This window comes from Micromonospora sp. NPDC047467 (assembly GCF_040643095.1).
Classification (GTDB): domain Bacteria; phylum Actinomycetota; class Actinomycetes; order Mycobacteriales; family Micromonosporaceae; genus Micromonospora.
Genome location: NZ_JBEYTO010000008.1, coordinates 75,685 through 91,069, shown reverse-complemented (window position 1 = coordinate 91,069; position 15,385 = coordinate 75,685). Strand labels below are relative to the sequence as shown.

At 68.4% G+C, this 15,385-nt stretch carries 13 protein-coding genes and 4 pseudogenes; 8 read left to right on the top strand and 9 right to left on the bottom strand.

Features of this window, described 5'->3' with window-relative positions; all coding sequences use genetic code 11:
• Nucleotides 1-73 precede the first annotated feature (73 nt).
• The 4 genes from ABZ780_RS22380 to ABZ780_RS22365 all read right to left on the bottom strand — a co-directional run bounded on the left by ABZ780_RS22380 (nucleotide 74) and on the right by ABZ780_RS22365 (nucleotide 4,951).
• Nucleotides 74-853, bottom strand: coding sequence for an SDR family oxidoreductase (locus ABZ780_RS22380; RefSeq protein ID WP_357002573.1), 780 nt, complete (start codon nucleotides 851-853; stop codon nucleotides 74-76).
• Between the two features lie 139 nt (nucleotides 854-992).
• The gene (locus ABZ780_RS22375) at nucleotides 993-2,792 is read right to left on the bottom strand and encodes a glycoside hydrolase family 15 protein (RefSeq protein ID WP_357487268.1); all 1,800 of its coding nucleotides are present in this window, start codon (nucleotides 2,790-2,792) and stop codon (nucleotides 993-995) included.
• A 292-nt stretch (nucleotides 2,793-3,084) separates the two neighbouring features.
• On the bottom strand, nucleotides 3,085-4,149 hold the full coding sequence (locus tag ABZ780_RS22370; protein WP_357487267.1) for an aldo/keto reductase: 1,065 nt from the start codon (nucleotides 4,147-4,149) through the stop codon (nucleotides 3,085-3,087).
• Between the two features lie 76 nt (nucleotides 4,150-4,225).
• On the bottom strand, nucleotides 4,226-4,951 hold the full coding sequence (locus ABZ780_RS22365; protein ID WP_357002579.1) for an SDR family oxidoreductase: 726 nt from the start codon (nucleotides 4,949-4,951) through the stop codon (nucleotides 4,226-4,228).
• A gap of 114 nt (nucleotides 4,952-5,065) precedes the next feature.
• On the opposite strand from ABZ780_RS22365, the gene ABZ780_RS22360 reads away from it, so the two are divergent.
• On the top strand, nucleotides 5,066-5,638 hold the full coding sequence (locus ABZ780_RS22360) for a TetR/AcrR family transcriptional regulator (RefSeq protein WP_357002581.1): 573 nt from the start codon (nucleotides 5,066-5,068) through the stop codon (nucleotides 5,636-5,638).
• Nucleotides 5,639-5,714: 76 nt separating this feature from the next.
• Here ABZ780_RS22360 and ABZ780_RS22355 read toward each other — a convergent pair.
• Both ABZ780_RS22355 and ABZ780_RS22350 read right to left on the bottom strand, forming a co-directional pair.
• Nucleotides 5,715-6,141 (bottom strand): annotated as a pseudogene (locus ABZ780_RS22355) (IS5/IS1182 family transposase); the annotation flags it as partial.
• 111 nt (nucleotides 6,142-6,252) lie between these two features.
• Entirely contained in the window at nucleotides 6,253-8,973 is a 2,721-nt protein-coding gene (locus ABZ780_RS22350; RefSeq protein ID WP_357487265.1) for a S8 family serine peptidase, read from the bottom strand.
• 276 nt (nucleotides 8,974-9,249) lie between these two features.
• Between ABZ780_RS22350 and ABZ780_RS22345 the strand changes: the two are divergent.
• Nucleotides 9,250-9,408 (top strand): annotated as a pseudogene (locus ABZ780_RS22345) (IS3 family transposase); the annotation flags it as partial.
• A gap of 89 nt (nucleotides 9,409-9,497) precedes the next feature.
• On the opposite strand, the pseudogene ABZ780_RS22340 reads toward ABZ780_RS22345, so the two are convergent.
• Nucleotides 9,498-9,707, bottom strand: a pseudogene (locus tag ABZ780_RS22340) (integrase core domain-containing protein); the annotation flags it as partial.
• Nucleotides 9,708-9,877: 170 nt separating this feature from the next.
• On the opposite strand from ABZ780_RS22340, the gene ABZ780_RS22335 reads away from it, so the two are divergent.
• Nucleotides 9,878-10,981, top strand: a complete 1,104-nt coding sequence (locus tag ABZ780_RS22335; RefSeq protein ID WP_357002585.1) for a peptidoglycan recognition family protein — start codon at nucleotides 9,878-9,880, stop codon at nucleotides 10,979-10,981.
• Nucleotides 10,982-11,000: 19 nt separating this feature from the next.
• Here the strand turns inward: ABZ780_RS22335 and ABZ780_RS22330 are convergent, their stop codons facing one another.
• Nucleotides 11,001-11,684 (bottom strand): IS5 family transposase, encoded by a 684-nt coding sequence (locus tag ABZ780_RS22330; protein ID WP_357487537.1) that lies wholly within the window; start codon nucleotides 11,682-11,684, stop codon nucleotides 11,001-11,003.
• A gap of 783 nt (nucleotides 11,685-12,467) precedes the next feature.
• On the opposite strand from ABZ780_RS22330, the gene ABZ780_RS22325 reads away from it, so the two are divergent.
• Both ABZ780_RS22325 and ABZ780_RS22320 read left to right on the top strand, forming a co-directional pair.
• Nucleotides 12,468-12,953 carry a GNAT family N-acetyltransferase gene (locus tag ABZ780_RS22325; RefSeq protein ID WP_357002587.1) on the top strand — a complete coding sequence of 162 codons (486 nt, stop codon included), beginning with the start codon at nucleotides 12,468-12,470 and terminating at the stop codon, nucleotides 12,951-12,953.
• Between the two features lie 390 nt (nucleotides 12,954-13,343).
• Complete coding sequence (locus ABZ780_RS22320; RefSeq protein ID WP_357002589.1) at nucleotides 13,344-13,538, top strand: hypothetical protein; 195 nt, start codon at nucleotides 13,344-13,346, stop codon at nucleotides 13,536-13,538.
• 45 nt (nucleotides 13,539-13,583) lie between these two features.
• Here ABZ780_RS22320 and ABZ780_RS22315 read toward each other — a convergent pair whose 3' ends face one another.
• Nucleotides 13,584-14,018, bottom strand: coding sequence for a glutaredoxin domain-containing protein (locus tag ABZ780_RS22315; RefSeq protein ID WP_357002591.1), 435 nt, complete (start codon nucleotides 14,016-14,018; stop codon nucleotides 13,584-13,586).
• A gap of 231 nt (nucleotides 14,019-14,249) precedes the next feature.
• Between ABZ780_RS22315 and ABZ780_RS22310 the strand changes: the two genes are divergently transcribed.
• From ABZ780_RS22310 to ABZ780_RS22300, 3 genes and pseudogenes are all read left to right on the top strand, one after another.
• A complete protein-coding gene (locus tag ABZ780_RS22310) occupies nucleotides 14,250-14,573 on the top strand; it encodes a hypothetical protein (protein ID WP_357002593.1) in 324 nt (107 codons plus the stop codon).
• A gap of 163 nt (nucleotides 14,574-14,736) precedes the next feature.
• On the top strand, nucleotides 14,737-15,000 hold the full coding sequence (locus ABZ780_RS22305; protein WP_357002595.1) for a hypothetical protein: 264 nt from the start codon (nucleotides 14,737-14,739) through the stop codon (nucleotides 14,998-15,000).
• A gap of 63 nt (nucleotides 15,001-15,063) precedes the next feature.
• Nucleotides 15,064-15,188, top strand: a pseudogene (locus ABZ780_RS22300) (IS701 family transposase); the annotation flags it as partial.
• Nucleotides 15,189-15,385 lie beyond the last annotated feature (197 nt).

Here is a 15,385-nt window from a genome sequence, read left to right as displayed (position 1 = left end):
GTGGCCCCTTCGCCACCAGCACCGGCTGACCGTCGCAGGGCCGGACCGGTGCGGTGGTGTTCCTGGGCAGGGTCTACGCGCCCTGTCCCTGGTTCTGCATCAGACCGCCGTCCATGAAGTACGTCGAGCCGGTGACGTAGTCGGCGTCGTCACTGGCCAGGAAGACGGCGAGCTTGGCGATTTCCTCCGGCTGCGCGGCCCGCTTCCAGGGGATGGACTGCACCTGCTCCTGAAGGAACTTCGGGTCGTCGATTGCCTGCTGGTTGAACGGCGTGAGCACCATGCCGGGCCCGATGTTGTTGACGTTCATGTGCATCGGGGCGACCTCCAGGGCGATGCTCTTGGCCAGCTCCAGCATGCCGCCCTTGCTGGCGTCGTAGTCGGAGCCGCCGGCCCGGGCCACCTCCTGATGGACGGAGGTGATGTTGATGATCTTCCCCTGCCCGCCCTGGTCGCGGCGGTGCCGGATGAACCGCCGGCAGCAGAAGAACATCCCGTACAGGTTGGTGCGGATCGCCCGGTCCCAGGTCTCGGTGTCCAGGTCGGCCACCGGGATGCCGGAGGCGTCCACGCCCGCGTCGTTCATCAGGATGTCCAGCCTGCTGAACTCCCCCAGGGCTTCGTCGAACATCGCCTCCACCTGGTGCTCGACGCTGATGTCACCCTGCACCACGACAGCCCGCTGGCCGGTCCGTTCGATCTCGGCCTTCGTGTGGTTGGCGCCCGCGTGATCGTGCAGGTAGTGCACCACCACATCGGCGCCCTCTCGGCCGAACTCGATGGCGGTGGCCTGCCCGATCCCCGAGTCGGAGCCGGTGATCAGGGCGGTTTTGCCTGTCAGGCGTCCGGTCATCAGCACGCTCCTTCCGTGGCTGTCACGTCGGCGCGCATACCCGCTGGTCGTGGGCGTAAGCCCACCGTGATCAGCGCCGACGCGGCGAGAGGCGGCGCGGCGCGGCACGCCGGCCTGCGGTCTGCCGCCCTGGCCGGGCTCAGTGCACCGGGTCACCCCCGGACTGGACCTGATCGATGATCCAGGCCGCGTTGATGAGACCGATGTGGGACAGCGCCTGGGGAAAGTTCCCGATCAGGGTGCCGTCCCGGTGGTCGACCTCCTCCGACAGCAGACCAACATCGTTCGCCCGGGCGGTGATCCGCTCGAAGATTCGCTTGGCCTCGTCGACCTGCCCGGCGAGCGCCAGAGCCTGGACCAGCACGTACGAGCAGACGATGAAGGTGCCCTCCAACCCCGACCCCGTCCAGCGCTGCAAGAGGCCGTCGTGTCGCACGTCGAGTTCCCGCCGGATGGCGTCCACGGTCGCGATGACCCGGTCGTCGTCGGCGGGGAGGAACCCGAGGGGCGACATGGCGAGCACCCCGGCGTCGAGGTGGTCGGACCCGAACGCGCCGGTGAACGTCCGGGCCTCGGCGTTCCAGCCCTCGGTGAGGATGGCCGCGCGGAGCTGCTCCCTGGCCTGCGACCACCTCGGGACGTGCGTCTCCGCGTCCAGGACCGGCGCCAGCCTGATAGCACGGTCCAATGCCACCCAGCACAGCAGCTTCGACGTCAGGTAGTGCCGCTCGCCCTCGCGCCCTTCCCAGACGCCGGCGTCGGGCTCCCGCCAACCGTCGACGACCCGGTCGGCCAGCGAACGCAGCAGACCCGCGGCGGCGGGCGACAGGTCCGCGAGTTCGTCGCGCAGGACCCAGGCGCACTCCAGGATTTCGCCCAGGACGTCGAGTTGCTTCTGCCGCCAGGCGTCGTTGCCGATCCGCACCGGCCGGCTGCCCTGGTAGCCCTCCAGGTGCTCCAGGGTGTGTTCGGTCAGGTCCCGCTCGCCACCCGCGCCGAACATGATCGGCACGTGGTCCTCCGCTTCCACCGACCCCATCGAGGCGGCCATCCAGTCGAAGAAGCGGTGTGCCTCGTCGGGACAGGCCGCGACCCACAGAGCCTTGAGGGTGAAGCTGCCGTCGCGGAGCCATCCGAACCGGTAGTCCCAGTTCGCCGCACCACCGACCTCCTCCGGCAGAGATGTGGTGGCCGCAGCGATCACCGCACCGGTCGGCTGGTAGGTCAACGCCTGGAGGACCAGGGCGCTGCGCCGGACTTCCTCCCGATAAGCCCCCTGGTAGTCCTGGTGGAGGGTGGCCCAGGACAGCCAGGCGGCGACGGTGTCCCGCAGCGCCGCACGCCCGTCGATCGGCGCGGTCGGCGGGTCGGCGGATCCACGGTGGTGTAGCGCGAACATGGCGCTGTCACCCGCCGTGAGAGTGAATCGCCCGGTCACGAGTGCACCGTCGACGGCAAGATCGCGGTCAGCGACCAGGGTCAGGCGGTCTGCGCCTCCGGAGATCTCGATCCCCACCGGAGTTTCGACGATCGTGGGCGTGACCAAGCCGTACTCGGGCCGGGCCGCGACCTCGACGGCCACCTCCACCGCGCCGGAGACCACCTCGACCTGCCGTAACAGCACGTGCGCGGAGGTGACGCCGATCCGGTGACCGCGTTCCCCGGCACCTAGACTCAGGGCGTCGGTCACCCGCAGCACGCCGTCCTGGGTGTGGAACTCCGTGTTCAGCACCATCGTCCCGTCGAGGTAGCGACGGGCGGTGTGGTACGGCCCGAGTGGTCGGATCGACCAGAAGCCGCCGGTGGAGCCGAGCAGACGCGCGAAGACGCTCGGTGCGTCGAACCGGGGCGGGCACCACCAGTCCACCGACCCGTCCGAGGAGACCAATGCCGCGCCCTGACAGTCTCCGAGAAGTGCGTAGTCACTGATCACAGCCACGTCCGGCTCTACCCGCGGTGGCGCTGCCTACGCCCCGCCGCCCCGTCGCGACACACGCGGGTCGCCCTACCGCTCCAGCCCGAAACTACGGGTTGAAAAACGGGCCGTCATCCCGGCGGTCGCGTGACGCAGCTATCCGCTGGGTCGGCTGCCGCGGTAGGCGGCGGGAACGGCCCTGCAGGGATCGTTGTCCGCCGCTTGATCCTTTGAGTTGTTGATCTATTGCGGACTTAGGTCGGACCTGCCGGAGATCACGATGACGAAGGGGAATCGGCGCTTCTGGGACGTGGTGTCAGCGGTGGGTTGCGAATGTGATGTCGCCACGGGTTTGGGCTCTGATGTGGTCGCTGGCGAGCATCGCGTGCGGGAAGCCGAGCTCGATGGCGCTGGCTTGGTCGAGCCGAGTGAGCTGCGACGGCGTGAACTCGACCTCCAGTGCGCCGAGGTTTTCCTGTAGCTGTGCTGATGTACGGGCACCGATGACTGGGGAGGTGACCGCGGGGTTCTGCAGGGTCCAGGCCAGGCCTACCTGAGCGGGCGTGCGGTTCAGATCGCTGGCGATCTCTTTGACCACGTCGACGATCGCGAGGTTGCGTTCGGTGATCCCACCGAGTGCCAGATTGAAGCCCTTACGGGCGCTTTCGGCGGCTGTGGCATCTGGCGTGGTCAGGTCTTGGCGGCTGTATTTGCCGGTGAGCACCCCGCCGGCGAGTGGTGACCAGAGGACCGTTCCCAGCCCCAGTTCCCGGGCCATGGGAAGCAGGTCGCGTTCCGCGGTGCGTTCGATCAGGTTGTACTCCAGTTGCACCGCGGCCAGCGGCGACCATCCGCGCAGGTCGGCGATGGCGTGCATGCGGGAGATCTGCCAGGCCGGGGTGTTGGAGATCGCCACGTACAGGACCTTGCCTTGACGGACCAGGTCGTCGAGGCCGCGCAGGATCTCCTCCACGGGTGTGGTGAAGTCCCAGACGTGCAGGTAGAGCAGGTCGATGTAGTCGGTTCCCAGCTGTCGCAGGCTGGTCTCGACGGCGCCGTTCAGGCTCTTGCGGCTGGCGCCGCCGGAGTTTGGGTCGCCTGGGGTGCGCAGTGTCGTGTATTTCGTGGCCAGCACCAGGCTGTCCCGGCGGCCGTGGGCGAACTCGCCCAGCATCCGCTCGGAGGTGCCGTTGGTGTAGGTGACCGCGGTGTCGATGAAGTTGCCGCCACGCTCGACGTAGAGGTCGAACAGCCGGCGCGCCTCGTCCTTCTCGGCGCCCCAGCCCCAGTCGTTGCCGAAGGTGGCAGCGCCGAGCGCGAGCGGTGAGATCCACAGCCCGGAGCGGCCGAGTTGGCGGTAGGTGTCGAGGGTGAGTGACATCAGGTTCTCCTGAGTTGGTGATGGCATGCGGTGAGAAAAGCCGGGTGTGCCGCGGCTGGTTGCGCCGAGGGAACGGTCAGGCGCTGAGCCCGTAGCCGCCGGCCACGACGATGTCCTGTCCGGTCAGGTAGCTGGCGGCGTCCGAGGCGAGAAAGGTGACGACTTCCGCGATCTCCTGGCTGGATCCGAAGCGCTCGAAAGGGATGTTCGCGCGCATGGCGTCGCGTCCGGCTTCGGGAACGCCGAGCTTGTCGAAGAGCGGGGTGGCGATCGCTCCGGGACTCACGGTGTTGACCCGGATCCGGCGCGGGGCCAGTTCGAGCGCGAGGGAGGGCAGCATCGCCAGCAGCGCTCCGCGAGTTGCCGCGCCCATCGTGGCGCCGGGGCTGCCGCGCCGGGCGCCGATCCCGACGGTGATGACCACGGAACCGCCGTCGTTGATTAGAGGGAGCGCCTTCTGGAGGGTGAAGTATTGGCCCTTGAAGTTGATGGCGACCTGTTCGTCGAACGATGCCTCAGTCACCTCGGCGACCGGCGCCGGGCGGAAGACGCCGGCGTTGAGGAACAGCAGGTCGAGGGAGCCGAAGTGGTCGGACACCGTTTGGACGAGGGCGTCGGTGTCAGCAAGGCTGCGCGCGTCGGCGCGGGTCACGAGCACGTTGTCGGGGAGTTCGGCTTTCGCCTTGGCGATCGTGTCGGGGTTCTGACCAGTGACGGCGACCTCGTACCCCCGGGCGTGCAGTAGTTCTGCGGTGGCGCGGCCGATCCCGGACGTTCCGCCGGTGATGAGCGCTGTGGGCATGGTGGCTCCTCGGGTCCGAAGCGGGGAGGTCCCCGTTTTGCCTGGCCTACACTAAACGGGGATGCCCCCGTTTTGCCAACCCTGACCCAGCCCGACTCCGCGATTGTGAGGACCATGACTTCTCGATCGGCCGGTCTGCGCGCCGACGCCCGCCGCAACCGCGAACACCTGATAGCCATCGCGGCTGAAGCCTTCGCTGCCGGCAACCAGACGATCTCGCTCGACGCGATCGCCAAACGCGCCGGCGTCGGCAGCGCCACCCTCTACCGCCACTTCCCGACGCGCGAGGACCTGGTCGAAGAGATCTACCGCGATCAGATCCGCCCGCTACGCGAGGACGCCCACGCCCTGCTGGCCGGCCAGCCACCGGACCAGGCGCTACACATCTGGATGAGCCGGTTCGCCGCATGGGCCACCGAGCGGCGCGGCATCTGTGAGGCCCTGGTCGCCATGAGCGCCTCAGGCCGCTTCGGCAGCGGCCCGGTCTGCGACGAGGTCCAGCAGATCCTGGGAGAACTACTAAGCGCCGGGGCACAGACAGGGCACCTGCGCGCCGACGTCGACCCGATCGATGTGGGAAGCATGCTCGCCGGCTTGCTCTCCGTAGCCGGCACTGCGGAACATCGCCCCCAGTTCGACCGCATGCTCGCGATCGTCGTCAACGGCCTGCGGCCCCACGGATCTTGAGTGTGTTCCGCCATGTCCTCAATGACAAGAAGGCCGTAGATCACAGCCATTTCATTTGATGACGGCGGGGTATTGGGCCGTCGACGCCGGTGGAGCGTTTCATGCCGCCTTTGCCGCGGTCGACCGGGGACCGGCCAGCCCGATCTCTGCCGCGTGGGGCCTTCGTGATGGCGCCGTCGGCGTTGACGTCGGCCAGGTTCAGGCCGATCATGCGGTCGTAGGCGTCCAAGGCCAGCTCGTGGAGTTGCTCGCCGAGACCGGCCTGGGCCCATGACCGCAGCCGGCGGCGGCGGATCGTACGGTCCGAGCAGTCATCCGAGGCGACGCGTTCGTAGCCGGAGCCGTGTACCAAAGCGGCGATGACGTGCTCGAACACGACCCGGTCAGGGATCCGACGGCGGTGGCAGCCAGCGGATGCGTCGGGTCGACTCGGGTTGCTCAGGCCACAACGCGGCGAACACGACCCAGACGGGCTCGAACAACGAAGATGGCAGCGCAGGCACGGGACTCCATCGGTCACGAAGCGTAGAGAACTCCGATGATCAATGGACCCGTGCCTGCTTGCTACCTCGGGGTCCCTTCCGTCCAGCCGCCCTACCTATTGCCGGTCGCTCTTAGTTCAAGCTTCCGGTGCAGGTGACGGTGGCGCCGTTGCCGTTTCCGGTGCCCTGGAATCCGAAATTGGTGGTCTGGCCTGCGGCCAGCCGTCCGTTGTAGCTCTGGTTCGCGACGGTGATGGTCCCGCTGGTGCCGCTGTTGACACCGTTCCAGAGCGAGGTGACCGAGGCGCCGCCCGGCAGGTTGAGGGTGACCCGCCAGCCGGTGAGCGGGATGGCTCCTGCCGTGACGTTGACGTTGACGACGAACCCACCGTTCCACTGGTCCTGCACGGAGTAGACGGCGGTGCAGGCGGGGCTCCCACCGGGGGGCGGGGTGGTCGGAGGCGGGGTGGTGGGCGGTGGCGTCGTGGGCGGAGGCGTGGTGGGGGGAGGCGTGGTGGGCGGTGGCGTCGTCGGAGGCGGCGTAGTGGGCGGTGGCGTGGTGGGGGGAGGCGTCGTCGGAGGCGGCGTAGTGGGGGTTGGTGTGGTGCCGCCGTCTAGGGTCAGCTTCCAGCCTTCGAACACGCCCTCATAGTCGGCGACGTTCTCGACCCGCAGTTTCCAGGTGCCGGCTGTGGGCTTGCTTGACAGATCGGTGATGAAGGTTTCGCGGACGTTAGCCCGGTACGACCCCACGTAGGCATCCTTGAGCAGGATTGCCTGCCCGTCCGGCGCGACGAGGGAGACTCGGAGGTCTCGGCCGTACTGGTGACGGATGTTGGGCTCGATGTAGCTCTTGGTCGACGGCGCCAGGCCGCATTCGGCCACGCTGATTGACGATTCGACAGTGCCGGCGGCCGGTATCCGTAGGTTGGTGGTGGTGCGGCCACCGCATGCTGGTGCCGGCAGGTCGGCGCCCGCGAGGTTGATCCGCCACGAGTCGAGGAACCCGGTGCCGGAGTGCAGGAGGTCGTTGAGCCACAGCATCCAGGTGCCGTTCGCGGTCTCGGACGACAGGTCGTGGGTGAAGGTGTAGTCGATGTCGTCGCTGTCGCCGCCGGTGCGGTCCAGCAGGTAATACCAGGTGCCGTCGGGTGAGAGCAGCCGTATGTCGAGGTCACCGATGCCGGAATGGTCGATGTGCAGCTCGATGGTGCTGTTGCGAGCGGCGGCGCCGGGACAGTCGGTGATCGTGATGGGGACCAGAGGGCTATCGCCCTGGGTGATCGGCGTGTCGGTGCCGTTCGAGCCGACGCAGCCGGCCGGGTCGTTGAGGTGTAGCTGGAATGCCGTCGCGCGGGTCGCACCCGTCCCAGTGCCGATCACCGTGATGGTGTAGTCGCCGGCCATGGTTGTCGACGCTGTGTTGATGGTGAGGGTGGTGCTGCCATTGGAGGAGACGCTCGCGGGCTGGAACGTGGCGGTGGCGCCGTCGGGTAGGCCGCGGGCCACCAGGGAGACCGGTTGGGCCGCGCCGCTTGTGACGGTCGCGGTGATGGTGGTGGAGATGGTGCCGCCGACGGTGACGGTGCCGCTGGCGGGGGTAGCGGTCAGTGCGAAGTCGTTGGCCGGGGTGGTGGCGCTGACGTGGAGCAGCCGGTTCGGCGAGCCGACGCCCGGATTGGTCACCACGCCGGGGGTGGTGTCGGCCAGGAGTGCCTGGGTCACCTGCGCCGGGGTGTAGGTGGGGTTGTCGGCCAGGATCAACGCTGCCGCCCCGGTGGCGTGCGGGGTGGCCATCGAGGTTCCGGAGGCGGTACGGGTTGCGGTGTTGCTGCCGATGTAGGCCGAGGTGATGTCGACGCCCGGCGCGAACAGGTCCACGCACGTACCGATGTTGGAAAACGTCGCGCGGGCGTCGGTGGCGTCGGTGGCGGCGACGGTGATCGCCTCCGGGACGGAGGCCGGGGTGTAGGAACACGCGTCGGCGCCGCTCTCGTTGCCCGCGGCCACCACGTAGCTGACGCCGTCTGCGATCGACCGCCGCACGGCGTCGACCATGGGCGCGTACGGCGGGCCGCCGAGGCTCATGTTCGCCACGGCCAACTGCCCGGGGTCATGATCACCGGTCACCCAGTCGACCCCGGCAAGAACATTCGAGGTGGTGCCGCGGCCGTCGCAGTTGAAGACGCGTACGGCCACCAGTTGGACGTTCTTGGCCACCCCGTAGGTGGTGCCGCCGACCGTGCCGGCGACGTGGGTACCGTGCCCCTGACAGTCAGTGGCGTCGGCGTCGTTGTCGATGAAGTCCCAGCCGGACACCGCCCGCCCGGCGAACTCGGTGTGGGTCAGATTGATCCCGGAGTCGATGATGTACGCCCGCACACCCGGTGACACGCGAGGATAGGTGAACGAGTTGTCCAGCGGCAACGCGCGCTGGTCGATCCGGTCCAGGCCCCAGGACGGTGTCGGGCTCTGCACGCCTGCCACGGACATCGTGTGGTTCTGCGTCACGGAGGCGACGGCCGGATGGGCGGCGAGGCGGCGAGCGCCGCGCTCGGAGAGTCGGGCCTCGAAGCCGCGCAGGGCGTGCCGGTAGACCGGGCCGACGCCGCCGCCCTGCTGTGCGGTGAGGTCACGGGCGGTGGTGTCCACGGCGGTGGCTCTGACGGCGGAGTCCCGCAACACGACGATGTAGGAGCCGGCCACGGCGGTCGGGCCGCCCGCGGCGAGGATGTCACCTTCGGCTGGGGCGGCCATCGTGGGTAAGGTGCTCGCGGCGAGTGCCAGCACGGTTGCTGCGGCCACGATGCCGGACCGGAGCAGGGCGAGCCTGCGTGGTCCCGTCGGTGTCATGACTACCTCCCTGTCGAAAGCGACGCGCCCGGGGACCGGCCCTGTCGAGCACGTCATCCGACAGGGTGGGCGGATCTCCGGGCAGCCGTACCGCCAACATCATGAACGCACGACCACTCCCAATGCCAGAGATGAACGTCGAATTTTTGACTCAGCAACAAAAATCTTCGCGCGTCGCAAGGCCGAGGCGGCCCGCCTCAAATCGAAGGGCAGGAAGGCCGCTCGGCCCGCTCAACCCCGGGGAGGACGGCCGGCAAACCCGCGACCGGCAGAGCAAACTCCGGGATCGGCCTACACACCCCCGCCGAGGTCCACCACGGCCGCCACCACACCGTGCGCGCCGGCCGAGAGGACACCCTCGCCGCAGCCCGCGCAGCACACCCGGAACACTTCGGCGCCAACCGGCCCTTGCCCAAGATCCTCGATCTGCCCGAGCGCCCGCAGCTCGGGCAGGCTGCGTGGCGAGGAGGTGGTGTCGGGCATGTTCGGCAGGGTGCCAGAACCGTATGGTCACGCGCCATCGGGTGTCGGTGGCAGTTGTTGTACCAGGTCACGAAGTCGGCCATGAACGCCCGGGCCTGGGCCAGGGACGCGAACCGGTCCGGGAAGACCGGCGCGTACTTCAACGTCTTGAACCAGGCTTCGCTGTACGGGTTGTCGTTGGACACCTTCGGCCGGGAGTGTGACCGGGTCACGGTCAGGTCTTCGAGCAGGTCAGCCACCGATTTCGACGTCGGGTCCTATTCGTCGATTGTGGATGGTACGGTCTACGCCGACCCGGCCGGCCACCCTTCCGCCTGGTGCCACCCCTTTCGCCTGGTGCCGCGCCGCCCCCCGGCTCAGTCGACCATCGGCGGTGTTCCGGAGCCGGGGCGGAACCCCCTCCATTCCGAGGAGACCGAGAATGCCAAGCAGACGTGCCATCCTCACCACCGGCCTGACCGCCGCCTCGGCGGTCCCCTTGGCCGGTCTGTTCGGAGGTCACGCGTCGGCCGCCGAGCCGACCGTACCCCGCACCCTCACCCGGCGTGGGGCGCTCGCGGGCGGGAGCGCCCGGGTGGACCGCACCGCGTTCCCGCTGAGTCATCTCGGGATCCGCTGGACCGGTACGGGCCAACCCGGCATCCGCTTCCGGTCGGAGTCGGGCTGGGCTTCCTGGCAGCCGGTGCACGGCTGCCAGGGGGGCCGCGACGGTGCACCCTCCGGTGCGCGCTCGGCGCTGCTCGCCGCGCCAGCCGCGATCGGCTACGACCTCGACGCTGACGGGGTCACCGGAGTCGAGGTCGTCGAACTCAACACGGTGGACGGCCCCCGGCGACGTCGGCGCGCCAAACCCCGGACCGGGATGCCCGTGGGCGAGCACATCGTTCCGGTCCGCTATCTGAGCCGGGCAGCCTGGGGCGCCGACGAGTCGCTCCGGTTCACCGAGGACGGCACGCCGCTGTGGGGTCCGGAGCAGTTCTACCCGGTGCAGACCGTGACGGTGCACCACACCGCCGACGCAAACGACGACCCGGACCCGGCCGCCTTCGTGCGTGCCCTCTACGAGTACGACACCCTGGTCCGCTACGGCGACCTCGGCTACCACCTGCTCATCGACGAGGCCGGCACAGTCTACGAGGGCCGCTGGTCCGGCGACGACCGCCAACCGGTCTTCGGGCCGATCGGCACCGACGGCCGCCCGCTGATGATCAGCGCCGCCCACGTCGGCGGAATGAACAGCGGCAACATCGGCATCGCTCTGCTGGGCAATTTCACCGAGCGGCAGCCGACGCGGGCGGCCCGACGCGCGCTGACCCAGGTGCTCGCCGCGTTCTGCGCAGTGCAGTTGCTGGACCCCCGCGCACGAGTCACCTTCGTCAATCCCGTCAACGGCGTGCAGGCCGAGGTGCCGACGATCCCGGGACACCGGGACTGGGCAGCGACCGAATGCCCCGGCAACGCCTTCTATCCCAAGCTGCCCTCGGTCCGCGCCGACGTCGCCCACCTACTGAACCACCACGACTAAGGCGTGTTTCATAAGCGGGTCAAAGCCACTCGCAGATGATGACGATGGTCAGGACGGCTTGGAATCGGACGGCCAATTTGTCGTAGCGGGTGGCGACGCCGCGATGGCGTTTGAGCCGGGCGATGCCGTTCTCGACGGCGTGACGCTTCCGGTAGAGGTCCTTGTCGAACGCGGGTGGGCGACCACCGCGGGAGCCTCTGGCCTTGCGGTGGGCGTCTTGGTCCTTCTTGCTCGGGATGCACGCCTTGATTCCGCGTGAGCGCAGGTAACGGCGGTTGCCGCGGCTGGTGTAGGCCTTGTCGGCCAGGACCAGATCGGGGCAGGTCCGGGGTCGGCCCACGCCAAGGCGGGTCACCCGGATACGGCGTAGGACCGGGATGAACTGCGGGCTGTCACCCCGATGGCCGGCGGTCACGACCATCGAGAGAACCTTCTGTCCTTGCTCGCAGGCCAGATGGGTTTTGGTGGTCAGCCCGCCGCGAGATCGTCCGAGGGCGTGATCGGCGGGTTCGTCGTGCACCCCGCCGGGTGGCTCTTTCTGCAGGTGGCCGTCCTTACGGGCGCCAGCGGCATGCTGATGGGCGCGACTGGTCATCGAAGCGGCCGCCAACCGCAGCGGGAACCTGGCTACCCCGCTGGCCCGAGCCCTGTTCGAAATCGCCCCGACTCCTGCCGCAGCGCTCACGCTGTCCAAAGCCCGCATCGCCGCCGCGCTGCGCCGAGCCGGCCGCTCCCGCAACATCGACCAGGTCATCACCGACAACGCGCTGACGGCCGAAGGCCAGAGGCGCGGCGGCGGACCATCGGCCCGGCCCAGGTTCGGCGGCGCGAGCGGCCTGCGAAGCGGGCCGCCTTGATCAATGAGCCGTTGCTGTACTTCGCTGCTGTACAAGATCAGAAATGGCCACCCGGGAGATTCCGAATGGCCTCTGACCTGCGTCGGGACGGCCGGATTCGAACCGACGACCCCTTGTTACCATCCGTAACCAAATCGAGCTGTCGTTGATTGTCAATAATAGGCATTGAGCTACACAGACACATTCAGCCGCTGGTCCGTTCTTGTCACTGATTGTCAACGGCAGACGGGGTTTTCGGGGGGCAAACGGGGGGCCGACCGACGTGGCAGCGCTGGGTCCCACCGCGCCCCACTCCCCCACCATCGGGGACGTGCCGTCACCAGGAAACAGCGTGCGCCTGCCCGTCGCGACTCACCTACCCCCGGGCAAGGGGTTCGTGCCGGTGGACCGCCACGGACCGATGCCCGACGTGGGATACGCCTTATCGGCGCCATCCCGCTGAGCTGAAGATCAGCCCACCTTGATGGGTCCCGAGCCAGGCCTTCGGGATCCGTCTTTGCGCACGAGCCCTCTCAGCCGGACGCGCCTGCACGACCCGGCGCGATGCGCGCTCATAGCCGAGGAGAGCGCAGTGCTCGCGGGGTTTTCGCCTTGATGTCCACGCCTGTGCTGGCGGGTATCGTCGTCGCATGCCCGAGTTGATCGCACCTGCTGCCCGCCTGCACGGTGCCTGGCGCGAGGCTCATGCAGAGTGGGGCCCGGGGTTGCATGAGGACGGTTTCGGGCTGGGCCCGTCCGACGAGGTGGATTCGCCGGCCGGGTTCGCGGCCTGGGTGGCGCAGCTGGCGGAACACCGTTGCACGTATCGATGGATCGTCGAGGGCGATCACGTGCTCGGTGGAATCGCACTGCGGCACGGTAGTAGTGACCACGTGCGGTGGGTCGGCCACCTCGGTTACGGCATCCGACCGTCCGCACGTCGGCGCGGGCTGGCCACCTGGGCGATGGGCCGGATGCTCGACGAGGCCCGAGTGCTCGGCCTGGATCGGCTGTTGGCCGTCTGCGCGGTCGACAATGTCGCCTCGGTGAAAGCGATCGAGCGGTGCGGCGGCGTGTTCGAGTGCATCCGGGACACCAGGATCGGCCCCGCTCGGCGTTATTGGATCGAGCTTTAACGATAGGACCAGGCGCACCCATGTGGCGCTGAGCGGGCGCCCGCCTCTGCATCCCGTTCAGGATGGTGTGGCGCTGGCCTTGAGGCTCCGCAGCTGTTCGATTACGCGCTCGGCGTCCTGCCGTGAGTACGAGCCGAGCGCCGAGAGAGGCATGGCGTCGTCACCGAGACGGAGGACGGGAGCGTAGAGCGGCAAGCCTCTCCGTACGTCGATCTGCACGCAGTCTCCCGACTGGATTGCGCTCCACGGTGTGGCCTGGTCACGGCTATCGAAGCCGCGGGCACGGACACCCTCTCCGTTGATTAGCACGCCGAGTCGAAGAGCCCGCCAGATCCCGGCCATGTCGCTCGTGACGAGTAGGCATCCCGGCGCACCTTCGGACCGGGCAGGGTGCCGCGCGGCACCCCGACCGGCCACGCCTGGCAGGCGGACGGGGTCTCTGTCACGACGCCCACCCGCACGGTCGTCCTCGACTTCGGAGACATCCCGAGCGGCGCCGTGCTGGCGATGCGGCAGCTCTTCCAGGACATCTCCGCGCTCGCCACCGAGTACCTTCCCGCCGAGCCACCAGCGACAACGACGTGAACGGCGGCGATGCCATCCGTCAACCCCACCGGAAAACGGGCGTTCTCAGGACGGGCGGAGCTGCTCGCGGAGCCAGGCTCGGTCGGGGTTCACAACGGCCCGGCCGCCAAGCACTACGGTGGGCACGGTCTCGTTGCCGCCGGCCACCGCCCGGACGACGGCAGCTCCCGCCGGATCGCGCCAGATGTCCACCCAGTGCGCACGCCCGGCGAGCCGGCCGAGGGAGAACCGGAGCTGGAGACAGTAGCGACAGCCGGGGCGCCAGTACACGATCGGTCGTTCGTCCGCCGCGCTGGCCCGCTGTGCTTCGGCGGCGTCCACGGAGCGGGGGAAGGCCCACGGCGACAGCAGCAACGCCAGCGCCAAGAAGATCAGCAGTTCGGCGCCGCCTACGATGGGCAGGCCGTCGGCTAGTTGCGACACCGCCACCAGCACGCCACATGCCGCCATCAGGATCGTCAAGGTCCATCGCCGCAGCACCTCTGGACCCTACATCCGGTAGGCGGATGCGCTGTCTTCGGCGGCTGCCACTGGCAGTGGACGCCTCGGCATGCGCGACGGGTCGGCCGATCAGCTAACGTCTCGGGGGTGGTGGCCCAGGCAGCGGGTGCGTTTCGTCGGACGGCAATTGAGCGATCGGATCAACGCATCGCCTGGGAGCGGACGGACCAGGCTTTTTTCGCCGCCGGAGCATGTCACATCCTGGCCTGGGTGTGCCGGGACTCCTACCCCGATCAACCGATCACGATCGCGGGAGTACGCCTGGCAGGTGGCTGGCAGGTCTTCCACGTCTATGCCCTCTGGGACGGCTGGGCGTTCGACCATTCCGGCTGGAACCCCGAGCAGGAGTTGCTCGCGGTCAACACTGCCTTCGAGGGCCGCCCGCTGGAGAGCGTCAAGATAGTAGAGAGTCTCGCCGACTTCTGCGCGAGGCACTACTCCCGTCTGCCACACCAGTACTGGCGGGACCCGATCCCCCGTGCTCGCGACTACCTGAGCCGTTTCCGTACTCCAACCTCACTTCACCCCTCTTGACCGCCGGCGGTGGCCACCCGGTCGATCAGGGTGCGCAGGTGCGCTTCGCCGAGGCCGTCGGGGCGGAACAGGATGCGGTACATGATCGGCGCGACCAGTTGGTCCATCACCGCTTCCAGGGGAGGTGCCGGGTTCCTGCCGTTCGGTGGCGCGGGCGAGGATGATGTCGATCTGTTCGGCGGCGGACGACGAGCTCTGGCGGCAGCACTCGTGGGGTGCGGATCCCGACGGCACGCTGGTGGAAACCACGGATGAGCGGCGCGCCTACGTTGGCATCGTGCTGCCAGCGAGGGCGCCGAGCATCCAGTTCGCCGGGCGCAACGCCCAGGAACACCTCAAAACAGTGTTACGGCTACGTGGTCCCCGCGCCGCAGAGCTGATCAACATGATCCGCGAGCTGGCAAGTTCGGGGATGTCTCGCTCCTAGCTGACGTCCTTCCGCTGACACTCAACGTTGTACCCGGCTTCGGACACCAAGGTGGGCGATCGAGAATGCTTCCAACAGGCCAAGAACGAAGCCGCCTCGACGAGTACCAGGTCCGCGACTGGCGAGCCTGGTACGCCCACATCACCCTGTCCACGGCCGCCCACGCCTGGCTGTCCGTGACCCGATCCCTTACTACAATGGGGATCCAGTCCCGGAGGCGACATGATGATCGGCTACGCCGTACCGGAGATCCGAAGGCTGCTCACCGCACTCGTAGTCCGATCAACCCACCCACCCGAGCGCGTCTGGGCCTGGTCCCACTGGCGCAGAAGACGCCAACGCCAGGCCGAACCTGCCACTACCGACGACACGGCTACGCTGGCCA

Bases quoted from the DNA above. Each gene is read 5' to 3' on its own strand.
- ABZ780_RS22360 (WP_357002581.1), top strand. From the start codon at position 5,066: ATGACTTCTCGATCGGCCGGTCTGCGCGCCGACGCCCGCCGCAACCGC.
- ABZ780_RS22305 (WP_357002595.1), top strand. From the start codon at position 14,737: ATGTCGATCTGTTCGGCGGCGGACGACGAGCTCTGGCGGCAGCACTCG.
- ABZ780_RS22380 (WP_357002573.1), bottom strand. From the start codon at position 853: ATGACCGGACGCCTGACAGGCAAAACCGCCCTGATCACCGGCTCCGAC.
- ABZ780_RS22330 (WP_357487537.1), bottom strand. From the start codon at position 11,684: ATGCGGGCTTTGGACAGCGTGAGCGCTGCGGCAGGAGTCGGGGCGATT.
- ABZ780_RS22350 (WP_357487265.1), bottom strand. From the start codon at position 8,973: ATGACACCGACGGGACCACGCAGGCTCGCCCTGCTCCGGTCCGGCATC.
- ABZ780_RS22365 (WP_357002579.1), bottom strand. From the start codon at position 4,951: ATGCCCACAGCGCTCATCACCGGCGGAACGTCCGGGATCGGCCGCGCC.
- ABZ780_RS22335 (WP_357002585.1), top strand. From the start codon at position 9,878: ATGCCAAGCAGACGTGCCATCCTCACCACCGGCCTGACCGCCGCCTCG.
- ABZ780_RS22325 (WP_357002587.1), top strand. From the start codon at position 12,468: ATGCCCGAGTTGATCGCACCTGCTGCCCGCCTGCACGGTGCCTGGCGC.
- ABZ780_RS22370 (WP_357487267.1), bottom strand. From the start codon at position 4,149: ATGTCACTCACCCTCGACACCTACCGCCAACTCGGCCGCTCCGGGCTG.